The organism is Aphanizomenon sp. CS-733/32 (assembly GCF_028330045.1).
In the GTDB taxonomy this organism is placed as follows: Bacteria; Cyanobacteriota; Cyanobacteriia; order Cyanobacteriales; family Nostocaceae; genus Dolichospermum; species Dolichospermum gracile.
The window spans coordinates 1-10,368 of sequence record NZ_JAQMSE010000259.1 but is presented as its reverse complement, the minus strand read 5'-3'; the positions used below and the strand labels follow the sequence as shown (position 1 = coordinate 10,368).

The 10,368-nt window shown below is 38.9% G+C and carries 13 protein-coding genes and 1 pseudogene; 7 read left to right on the top strand and 7 right to left on the bottom strand.

The window, feature by feature from the left end; translation table 11 throughout:
* Positions 1 to 107 (top strand): annotated as a pseudogene (locus PN471_RS23080) (IS5/IS1182 family transposase); the annotation flags it as partial.
* 21 nt (positions 108 to 128) lie between these two features.
* Here PN471_RS23080 and PN471_RS23075 read toward each other — a convergent pair.
* Entirely contained in the window at positions 129 to 332 is a 204-nt protein-coding gene (locus PN471_RS23075; RefSeq protein ID WP_271778808.1) for a hypothetical protein, read from the bottom strand.
* Between the two features lie 244 nt (positions 333 to 576).
* A complete protein-coding gene (locus PN471_RS23070) occupies positions 577 to 981 on the bottom strand; it encodes a hypothetical protein (RefSeq protein ID WP_271778807.1) in 405 nt (134 codons plus the stop codon).
* Between the two features lie 423 nt (positions 982 to 1,404).
* On the opposite strand from PN471_RS23070, the gene PN471_RS23065 reads away from it, so the two are divergent.
* From PN471_RS23065 to PN471_RS23055, 3 genes are all read left to right on the top strand, one after another.
* Positions 1,405 to 2,709 carry an efflux RND transporter periplasmic adaptor subunit gene (locus PN471_RS23065; RefSeq protein WP_271778806.1) on the top strand — a complete coding sequence of 435 codons (1,305 nt, stop codon included), beginning with the start codon at positions 1,405 to 1,407 and terminating at the stop codon, positions 2,707 to 2,709.
* Between the two features lie 79 nt (positions 2,710 to 2,788).
* Positions 2,789 to 5,956 (top strand): efflux RND transporter permease subunit, encoded by a 3,168-nt coding sequence (locus PN471_RS23060; protein ID WP_271778805.1) that lies wholly within the window; start codon positions 2,789 to 2,791, stop codon positions 5,954 to 5,956.
* 84 nt (positions 5,957 to 6,040) lie between these two features.
* Complete coding sequence (locus PN471_RS23055) at positions 6,041 to 6,856, top strand: DUF1838 domain-containing protein (RefSeq protein ID WP_271778804.1); 816 nt, start codon at positions 6,041 to 6,043, stop codon at positions 6,854 to 6,856.
* 223 nt (positions 6,857 to 7,079) lie between these two features.
* On the opposite strand, the gene PN471_RS23050 is transcribed toward PN471_RS23055, so the two are convergent.
* Complete coding sequence (locus PN471_RS23050) at positions 7,080 to 7,448, bottom strand: pentapeptide repeat-containing protein (RefSeq protein ID WP_271778803.1); 369 nt, start codon at positions 7,446 to 7,448, stop codon at positions 7,080 to 7,082.
* 490 nt (positions 7,449 to 7,938) lie between these two features.
* On the opposite strand from PN471_RS23050, the gene PN471_RS23045 reads away from it, so the two are divergent.
* Complete coding sequence (locus PN471_RS23045; protein ID WP_334311934.1) at positions 7,939 to 8,226, top strand: type II toxin-antitoxin system VapC family toxin; 288 nt, start codon at positions 7,939 to 7,941, stop codon at positions 8,224 to 8,226.
* Positions 8,227 to 8,267: 41 nt separating this feature from the next.
* On the opposite strand, the gene PN471_RS23040 is transcribed toward PN471_RS23045, so the two are convergent.
* On the bottom strand, positions 8,268 to 8,399 hold the full coding sequence (locus PN471_RS23040; RefSeq protein ID WP_271778802.1) for a DUF433 domain-containing protein: 132 nt from the start codon (positions 8,397 to 8,399) through the stop codon (positions 8,268 to 8,270).
* 171 nt (positions 8,400 to 8,570) lie between these two features.
* On the opposite strand from PN471_RS23040, the gene PN471_RS23035 reads away from it, so the two are divergent.
* Both PN471_RS23035 and vapC read left to right on the top strand, forming a co-directional pair.
* The gene (locus tag PN471_RS23035; protein WP_271778801.1) at positions 8,571 to 8,843 is read left to right on the top strand and encodes a DUF2281 domain-containing protein; all 273 of its coding nucleotides are present in this window, start codon (positions 8,571 to 8,573) and stop codon (positions 8,841 to 8,843) included.
* The gene (gene vapC / locus PN471_RS23030; protein ID WP_271778800.1) at positions 8,840 to 9,241 is read left to right on the top strand and encodes a type II toxin-antitoxin system tRNA(fMet)-specific endonuclease VapC; all 402 of its coding nucleotides are present in this window, start codon (positions 8,840 to 8,842) and stop codon (positions 9,239 to 9,241) included. Before PN471_RS23035 ends, vapC begins: the two co-directional genes overlap by 4 nt.
* Before the next feature lie 67 nt (positions 9,242 to 9,308).
* Here vapC and PN471_RS23025 read toward each other — a convergent pair whose 3' ends face one another.
* From PN471_RS23025 to PN471_RS23015, 3 genes are read right to left on the bottom strand one after another with little or no spacing between them, the layout of a single operon-like run.
* Complete coding sequence (locus PN471_RS23025; RefSeq protein ID WP_271778799.1) at positions 9,309 to 9,689, bottom strand: HEPN domain-containing protein; 381 nt, start codon at positions 9,687 to 9,689, stop codon at positions 9,309 to 9,311.
* Positions 9,686 to 10,006 carry a nucleotidyltransferase domain-containing protein gene (locus PN471_RS23020; RefSeq protein ID WP_271778798.1) on the bottom strand — a complete coding sequence of 107 codons (321 nt, stop codon included), beginning with the start codon at positions 10,004 to 10,006 and terminating at the stop codon, positions 9,686 to 9,688. The genes PN471_RS23025 and PN471_RS23020 overlap by 4 nt, the downstream gene beginning before the upstream one ends.
* 33 nt (positions 10,007 to 10,039) lie before the next feature.
* Complete coding sequence (locus PN471_RS23015) at positions 10,040 to 10,255, bottom strand: hypothetical protein (protein ID WP_271778797.1); 216 nt, start codon at positions 10,253 to 10,255, stop codon at positions 10,040 to 10,042.
* Positions 10,256 to 10,368 lie beyond the last annotated feature (113 nt).

Sequence of the window (10,368 nt, the reverse complement as noted above, 5' to 3'; positions counted from 1 at the left end):
TGATGGGGTGTCGTCGATTGGTCAGAGATTATGAGTTATTACCGGAAACATCAGAGACTTTTATTTACCTTGCCATGATTCGGATCATGGTGAGGCGATTAGCATAAAATTTTACCCATCAAAACTTTTCAAACACCCTCTAAGGTAGAGATAGTTTCCCCTTCCTCATCTCCCCAAGTATCTAACCAATCACCCTCAACATCATCACAATACAAATAGGCTGCATCTAGCCCATATTTCATGATATCATTCTCTAATTGACGGGCTGCTTCTATATGTTGTAAAAAATTATCTAATTTCTCTTGACTGTTAGTTGGTTCTTTGTTAAGCATGATTACTCAATTTCCTATTGATAAGAATACACAATATTAATATTCCCCAAAAATAAAATAACAATTGTCAACACCGCAACCAGACCAGCAAAAAATTTTGTCAGTTGAGAATAAATCCTTTGTAATTGATTTCTTTAATCCTGTTCATCCTTCAATCCTGGACATCCTGATTCTGACAATTACCAGTTGCAGAAAAGTCATATTTCCCACAACTGGCATAACTTACCATTACCAATCCCTAACCTTATCTACGACTATCAAGTAAAGTATGGCGAGAAAAAATGCCCTTCAACTTTAAATTAGTGAAGACATTTATAGAATTTACTAATTCTCGTTGTTCAGAACTTAAGTTTAATGCTTCCAAAGCTTGATCAATATTATTACCATTATGTAATTCGTGAGCAAGCAATTCACGTTGAGATAAATCTAAAATTGCCGCAATTTCTTTATTTCGCCGCTGACGAATTGCTTGTAATGCTTGATTTTCTTGGGGAGTAAAATCATATTCAGATAATTTGATATTATCGTTAATTTCTCCAGAGTTGGTGAAGAAGTGACTAGCATAAGCAAAAGGAACTGACCAGGAGAAAAAGGTAATGGTAAAAATCAGAGCCAAAGTCAATAACCGTTGTGTTAATTTATTAATCATGTTGATTTTGAGGTTAATAACAGCTTAAGTTAAATTCTAACTAGGGAAAGAGTAGCCTAGACAATTTTCCTATTTCTGGGTGCGATCTGCCAAAGAGAAACAAGCATTAATCAGCACTTATTTAATAGAACAAATTTACTAGTCATGAAATGACATAAATCCTGAGTTCAAGACGGTGACAAGGAAATCAGGCTGTTTCTATATTTGAGGTGAGCTAAAGTAGATAATGTTTTCTCTATGACTAAATTCAGAAATTGATCATCAAGATAATTATTTTGCCAATAGATTGTAAAAAAATGTAAAGCCTGTATATTTAGATTAGATAATACATATTTTTGTCAGTTCATCATAAATTAGAAGTTTCAAAATTAATATCATACACATAGAGTTTTAACTATTCGTTCCTTCAACTTGTTATCAGCTATGTCATCACCTGAGCCTCAAACCGATGTTAAAGAAATTCCCCCGTCTCCCCCTAAATCCAATCGGTGGCCGCGGTTGCTATTGGCCGCACTGTTATTAATTGGGGGTGTCAGCGGGATAGCTTGGAAATTGCTACATCCTGAAAAACCAAGTCCAGCAGTGGCTAATGCGCCACCTCCAGGGGTTAAAGTTAAACTATCACCAGTGCAAACAGGTACGGTTGAAGATAGTACGGAATATATAGCCAGTTTAGAATCTCGGCGTTCAGTCAATCTCCAGCCGAGAATTCAAGGTCAGGTTTCCCAAATATTCGTGAAATCGGGAGATGCAGTTTCCTCCGGGACTGCGATTCTGCAAATAGATTCTCAACAGCAACAAGCCGCAGTTAGTAGTTTATCCGCCGCTGGTCGAGGTTCACAAGCGCAACTTGAAAATGTTCGCGCTACTCTGAAATCTTTACAAGCAGAACGTTTAGCAAATATTGCTGATCTGCGTTTAAATCAGCAAGAGTATAAGCGTTATTCTGAATTAGCTGCACAAGGGGCTGTATCTCGTCAGACTAAGGATTTATATGCTAACAAACTGGCGACAGCAAAAGCCCAACTAGGGGCGATAGATTCCCGCATTCAGGCTCAAATAGCTACCATATCCCAGGTAGAAAAATCTTTACAACAAGCTGATGCCAATATTAGACAGCAACAAATTCAACTTCAATATTATACAATTACTGCTCCCTTCTCTGGAACTGTAGGTGATGTTCCCGTGAAGGTAGGGGATTTTGTGAATACTTCCACACCATTAGCTACGATTACCCAAAACCGACCTTTGGACGTTAAAATTCAGGTTCCCTTGGAAAAAGGTACACAATTACGTCCAGGATTGCCTGTGGAATTAATTAACGCTCAGGGTAAAATTATTGGTAATAGTAGTATCTTCTTTATTTCTCCTAATATAACAAATAACTCTCAATCAATATTAGTGAAGGCACTTTATAACAATGATAATGGGCAACTTCGATCTGATCAATTAATTCGGGCTAAGGTGATTTGGAATCAACGTTCTGGGGTGCTAGTTCCCACTACAGCCATATCTCGAATCGCTGGGGAAACTTTTGTATTTGTAGCCGAAACGGGAAAATCTCCTCAAGGTGGTTCTCAATTAATAGCTAAACAAAAACAGGTGAAATTAGGCAATATTAAAGGGAATAATTATCAAGTAATCGAGGGATTACAAAGAGATGAAAAATTAATTGTTTCAGGAATACAAAATCTCAGAGATGGACTACCAATAATTCCTGAAAATTAGGTGACAGTTGACAGGTGACAGGTGACAGTTAAGAGGGAATAGGAAGAATCACCAATTACCAATTACCAATTACCAATTTATGTTTGTTGATTTCTTTATTAAAAGACCGGTATTTACCAGCGTCTGCGCTATTATCATTTTACTTGTTGGTGCAATCAGTATTCCCGCATTGCCTACAGCCCAGTATCCAGAGATTAGTCCTACGCAGATTATCGTCAATTCTAATTATGTTGGCGCTAGTGCGGAAATTGTTGAAAGTACTGTCACAACGATTTTAGAGCGGCAAATTAACGGTGTCGAAGGCATTAAATATATGACTTCGAGTAGTAGTAATGATGGTAGTAGTACGATTACTGTCACATTTGATGCTTCACGGGATAAGGATATTGCCGCCGTTGATGTGCAAAACCGCGTCACCTCGGCTGAACCCCAGTTACCAGAAGCGGTGAAGCAAACAGGAGTGACTGTGAGTAAACAGTCTAACAATATTCTGTTAGCGATCGGTTTGTTTAGTGATAATAAAGCCTTAAATAACGTCTTTTTAAGTAATTATGCTGATTTATACTTAGTAGATACCCTGAAGCGGATTAAAGGTGTCAGTGAGGCGCGGATTTTTGGTGAACGTCGCTATGCAATGCGTCTGTGGCTTGACCCGAATAAGTTGGCTAGTCGGAATCTGACTACTGATGATGTGATTAATGCCCTGAATGAACAAAATTTACAGGTGGGTGCGGGGAAAATTGGACAAGAGCCAGCCGTAGATGGTCAGATGTATCAAATTGACTTGAGGGCAGTTAGTAGGCTGACGGAGGTTGAGGAATTTGAAAATGTGGTAATTAAAACTGCTGGTGACGGTAGTTTGATTAAGTTGAAAGATGTGGGAAGGGCGGAACTGGGAGCGCAAAACTATAGTTCATTTCTCCGGTTTAAGGGGAATGAAGGTGTAGGGATTGGGATATTTCCGACACCGGGAAGTAATGTTTTAAACGTTGCTAATTTGGTCAAAAAGGAAATGGTGCGATTATCCCAAAGTTTTCCACCGGGCATGAAATATCAAGTGGCATTTGACACCACTACGATTGTAGAGGAGTCTTTGGCAGAAGTGGTAAAAACTCTTCTAGAGGCGATCGCTCTGGTAATTCTCGTGATCTTTATTTTCCTCCAAGATTGGCGCACCATCTTAATTCCTGTGATCACCATTCCTCTGTCATTGGTGGGGACTTTCGCCTTTGTCAAAGCCTTTGGTTTTTCCATCAACACCTTAACCATGTTTGGTTTAACCCTCGCCACAGGAATGGTAGTTGATGACGCAATTATTGTCGTGGAAAACATTTCCCGCTTAATTGAAGAAGAAGGAATGACACCACGACGAGCCGCTTCAGTCTCCATGCAAGAGCTATTTGGGGCTGTAATTGCTACTTCCCTAGTATTAATGGCGGTATTTGTCCCCGTCGCCTTTTTCCCCGGTGCAACTGGACAAATTTACAAACAATTTGCCCTGACAATCGCCTTTTCGATCGCCATTTCCACATTTTTGGCTCTCACCCTCACCCCTTCTCTTTCTGCCTTATTATTGCGGCAAACACCCGCACCTAGAGGGATTTTTGGTTGGGTATTCGGTCGAATCAACTGGTTTTTAGAAGCCATGGGTTGGGGATACGAGCGCTCTTTAAGATTTTTAACGAGAATAAAAGCGATTATTCTCCTGTTATTTATCGCTTCATTAGGTTTCACCGCTTGGTTGTACATGACCGTACCCACCGCATTTCTCCCCGACGAAGACCAAGGTTATTTCATTACCATTATCCAAGGACCAGAAGGTTCTTCACTCAAATACACCAGTAAAGTCATGAGTGAGGTAGAAGCAACAATCCTCAAATTACCAGAAGTTACAGGGACTTTTGCCATTGGAGGTTTTGGTTTTAGTGGTAGCAGTGCTAACAGCGGTGTAATTTTTACAACTCTCAAATCCTGGGACGAACGCAAACAATCAAATCAAACAGTCCAAGCCATTATTGGTAATTTAAGAAAAAGCTTTTCAGGAATTACCGAAGCTAGAGTTTTCCCCGTTAACCCCCCCGCAATTCGTGGTTTAGGTAGTTTTAGTGGGTTCCAATTTCAATTACAAGACATAGCCGGCACTAACAGCTTAAATTCTATGCTGCAAACCGTTGGTCAGTTCATGATCCAGGGAAATCAAACCCCCGGACTGCAAGCCGTATTTAGCACCTTTACCGCCAATACACCCCAAATCTTAATTGAAGTTGACCGCAACAAAGCTAAATCTCTACAAGTTTCTATTGACAACATTTTTAAAACCCTGCAAACTTATTTGGGTTCAAGATATGTCAACGATTTTAATTTTCTTTCCCGCACATATCGGGTATATATCCAAGCAGATGCTCAGTTTCGTTCCAATCCTGATGATATCGGTTTATTAAATGTGCGTTCTGCAACTAATCAGATGATTCCTCTGAGTAGTTTGGTCAAATTAACTCCCACAACAGGAGCGCAAACTATTAATCATTACAACTTATTTCGTTCCATTGAAATTAACGGTTCTCCCGCTCCTGGTACTAGTTCTGGACAAGCAACTTTAGCTATGGAACAACTAGCTAAAAAGATATTACCCACAAGCATGGGATATGAATGGTCAGGTATTGCGGCTCAGGAAAAAGAATCTGGTGGACAAGCACCGATCATTTTTAGTTTGGGATTACTTTTCGTCTTTTTAGTCTTAGCTGCTCAATATGAAAATTATGTTGACCCTTTGATTATTATGTTGTCAGTTCCCTTGGCTATTATGGGAGCTTTAGCATCACAATCATTACGAGGTTTAAACAATGATGTATTTTGCCAAGTTGGGTTAGTCATGTTAATTGGTTTAGCCAGTAAAAACGCAATTTTAATTGTCGAATTTGCTAACCAATTACGAGAACAGCAAGGTTTATCAATTACCAAAGCCGCCGTAGAAGCAGCACAAGGTCGGTTACGTCCTATTCTCATGACGGCTTTTTCGACTTTGTTAGGAATTTTTCCCCTAGCAACTGCTACAGGTGCGGGTGCAGCAAGTCGTCAATCTCTGGGTACTGCGGTATTTGGGGGAATGTTTGTGGCGACTTTTTTAAGTTTATTTATTGTGCCAATCCTTTATATTATCATTGGTACAATTCGCCAACGTTTGCAACCAGTTCATCATTCTTCCCATTTAGAAATGCAAGAAGAAGATCATGTTTCATTAAGATAGTAGGTTTGTAGGGGCGGGGTTTCCCCGCCCTCCATTGTATTACTGTTGTAGAGCCAATTTTTTTAGCATTTAAGGAGATATATAATGATAGACCAAACTCAATTAGTAGATGTTCAGCAGTGGATTAAAACCCGTGCTTCTCTAGATGCCAACGAGTCAAATTTTTTAAGTTGGACAGGAAATATTTATAGTTTTATTCCTGGAGAAAAACGACAATTAGTATTTAAAATTGTGGGAATGAGTGTGAGTAGGTGTATACCCACAGGTGAAGGTAGTTGGGATTTTACTTCTAGAGAATTAACCTATTACCTCAAACCAGAAACCAAAGAGATCTTACATAAATGGGAAAATCCTTGGACACAGGAAACAGTCACCGTTATGCACGTTGCCAATAGTCCTGTTCAGGGTAAATTTAAAGGTCAATTACCTGTGCAATTAGACGGAGAAAAAACGAATTTTGTATTTGATATCTTTCCTAATTATCCCAATCCTTTAGCCGAAAACCCCGAATTTGCTGATTATTGTCCAGGAGGAATTTATCAAGCAGCAGAACTATTTAAAATCTCTGTTCCCACAGCGGATTTAGAAAATTTACAATTAAATTCAGTTACACAATTAAGCATATCCTGGGATAGAATTGGTCAATGGTTGCCCTGGATGAAAATGGGTGAACATCCTGGTTATTTAATCTACAGTGCTACAGGTAAAAAAGTTAGTGGATTAACAGAATTACATCCAATTTTACAACGGGAGATTAACACTCGCGTTCCTTTATATAAAGCAGCCCCAAAAAGTTATATTGAGGGAGAAGATATGACATCTTGGCTTTATTTTCAAAAGCATTTTTCCGCATATTTAGCTGGAGAAATATTCCCCATACCAGCACCAGCAGAAGATTAACTAACAATTAAGTAGGTTGGCGTTAAAAATTGTCGTTATGGCAAGGCAAGAGGCAAGAGATTTTGGGCGATTTTACTTTTCTGTACACAGATTGGTTTTATTGTGTTCACTTACTTACAGCAGTTTTCATGTATTTAGACCAAACTCTTGATTCCTCTCTGCGGCTCTGCGTCTGGAGCGTGAAACAAAAAAATGTGGTTCATTTACCCGAAAATCGCTGTAATTACAACTTTTGCATATTGTGACTCAGAGGATCAAAATTTCTCGGAAATTTGGTGCTTTCATCATAATATGCACGATTTAAATTCGCGCCATACAACTTAGTATAATGCAGCCTGGCACCTCGAAGATTTGCTTCAGTGAGATTAACACCGGATAAATTTGCTCTTGTCAAATTTGCCTTGACTAAATTTGCTCTACTCAAATCTGCTCCCCAAAGTTTAGCTTTAGCTAAGTTAGCTTCACTTAAATCCGCTCCCCATAAATTAATCCCTGGTAAATAAGCATTAATTAGTTTAGCTTTGATTAGTTGAGCAGAAACAAAATATGTTTCACCCGCAAGATAACGCCGTTTTAGTTCCTCAGTTTCCATATTTAACCTACTTGAGCCACAAAACCTCTATCCTCAGAATACTGCTTAAATTATTTGTTGGTGTGTTCTTTGCACAAAAATTTCTGCTTATACAAAATATAAATAGTATTATTAAGAACTAGTAAATTAATACTATTTGTGGAAGTGCAGCTATTTGACACATAAAAAACGCCTGAGTTTTTAACCCAAGCGTTCCCCGTATAACTTTCTACCAATTCACTACTATTGTAACATTTAAAACCTGCGACTCAAATAACAGAAAGTATAAGCAGCGCCAGGAAAATTGTAACAAATATCAGATGAAGTGGTATCACTCCTTGCATTCATTCAGGATATCTCTTTTAAAGTCAAATTGCTAGTGTAGGAAGTGACACTTTCTTAACTGACACTAGTTAGAAATGAATCCTAGTAGATAGTAGTTGATCAAACACGGCTAAATGGTAAATATCCCAGTATTCCTGTATAAAGATTTTATAGTTGCCCTAATTATATTTCCACTGAGTTATTTTATGGGGCGATTAAAAGCAATAATCTTGAGAAAACCCTGGATAGAAAGCAAGAGTTTCTCAAGTTATTTGTTTCATTGCCGTTTGATGATGATGCTTCTTTCATTTATGGAAGAATTCGTGGAGAATTATCAGCGAAAGGAATTATTATTGGTGCTAATGACTTACAAATTGCGGCTATTGCTATGGTAAATAATTTGATATTAGTAACGCATAATGTCCGGGAGTTTAGCCGGGTAAATGGTTTACGGTTTGAGGATTGGAAAATTTAACGTTAAAGGGGAAAGTTTTCGTTAGCAAGGAAACGCATGAATTAGGCAGGAATAGCGTAGATTTTTTCAGATTTTAGGGAAGCACTAGCATAGGCAAGACAGGCCTGAATGTCTGCAAGGGTAATACCTGGATAATTACGCAAAATTTCGTCATTACTCCAGCCTTGGGACAATGGGAACTGACAAGTTAGTGCTTGCGCGATTCCTACAGAGCGCTTCGCTATCGCTTTCGTTATATCCCACCACAACCGAATATATTAGATAAAATAAATCATAGTGTGGAGTTTCCTTGCGTCTACCTAACCTACAATAGTTGTAAGTTTAGAAAAGGAGGATTTTTAATTATGACTCAAGCAGTAGAAAGGCAAAAATCTATTTTAGAAATAGTCCAAAATCTAACCCCTCAACAACAGGAGGAGGTTTTAAATTTTATTGAGTTTTTACAGTTCAAGTCACAAAAGTATGATATATCCACAAAAGGTAAATCCCAGCAAAAATCACCAGAGGAATTAGGCTGGCCTCCTGGTTTTTTTGAACAAACTTATGGTAGTTGTCAAGATGATCCGATTGTTATTGATGATGAGGATAATTTTGCCCAAAGAGAAGAAGCTGCATGATTTATTTGCTAGATACTAATGTTTGCGCTCGTTATCTTAATGGTAAGTCTTTGGCAATTCGGCAGCGATTACGATCAACAAATCTTGCGGATATTGCGGTTTGTTCTGTGGTTAAAGGTGAGTTATTTTATGGGGCGATGAAAAGTAATAATCTTGAGAAAACCCTGGATAGACAGCAAGAGTTTCTCAAGTTATTTGTTTCATTGCCCTTTGATGATGATGCTTCTTTCATTTATGGAAGAATTCGTGCAGAATTATCAGCGAAAGGAATTATTATTGGTGCTAATGATTTACAAATCACGGCTATTGCTATGGTAAATAATTTGATATTGGTAACGCATAATGTCCGAGAGTTTAGCCGGGTAAATGGTTTACGGTTTGAGGATTGGGAAATTTAACATTTAACACTCTTTCAATAATTGCAGTGTCACCATTTAAGAAACTAACTGCAAGAGAAGTATCATCTTATATTGCACCAATAAACTGAATTGCTAGGGACAAAAATTCCTCCGCGCGGTCAATCTGTTCTGCGGCTTGATCTATTGTGACGGCGTTCAATTGTCCGTAGTCGCCAGTGGTTCGCAGTTCTTGTGCTTCAATCAGAAATCGGTGAAAATGTGTTGGGACTAGTTGAGGTTTGGCAAATTCTCGCCCAAAGGCAGCAATAACCGCTGAATGTTTGGAAAATGAAAGTCTCTTACCTTCTAAAAATGCTTCTGCAATGTAGAACATGGCGTAGTAGGCGCGGGAAGTTGCGTAGTCTGGGAAGTTGTTGTTAAGTAAGAGTTTTGCCGCTTCTAAACTCTGTTGAGCTTTGAGCAGGAGTTCCCGTTGTTCCTCTGTCATAGAAAAACGCCTTCTTTACGGATATTACGAAGCAAAGAACCGTTGCGGGTTTGGTAGTGGGTTTCGTCCATGAAAAGACAGCTAATGACAACATCATAATCTAGGGAAAGATCAGCGATCGCCTTTCCTGTGCGTTTAATTTCTTCACCAGGGTTAACGGGAGGTTTCAGCACCACCAACACATCTATATCTGATCCGGGTTCTGCATCACCACGAGCTTGAGAACCAAAGAGGGTGAGGTTTTGTAGGCGATCGCCATACAGGTCAGTGAGTTCTTGTTTGAGGCGAGTGAGAATAGGTTTTAGGTTAATGTTCATGGTTATAAGGGCGATCTGAACTTTTCACAGGAATTAGGCATACAATAGCTGATTGTGAATTTCATCAGCCATTAACGTATTTACCAAAATACCAACCCGTTGTGCGATTTCATAGGCATTTTTCTGGGGGACAACAATAATTCCAAAATGCTGTTTGTCCTCCTCGATGTATTGAAAATGCAGTCGTTCAAAATCAACTCGGTTATGGGTGAGGATACATCTATTTAGCTTAATCAGCAGAAGCCCCACGTCTCACTCTTAGGAGCGTGGGATGAATGCGCGTGAGTTGAGTTGCGTAGCCCAAATTGTATTTGAGCGTAGCGAAAACAAAGAAGGCTACAGCGACGAAACGAACAAAATAT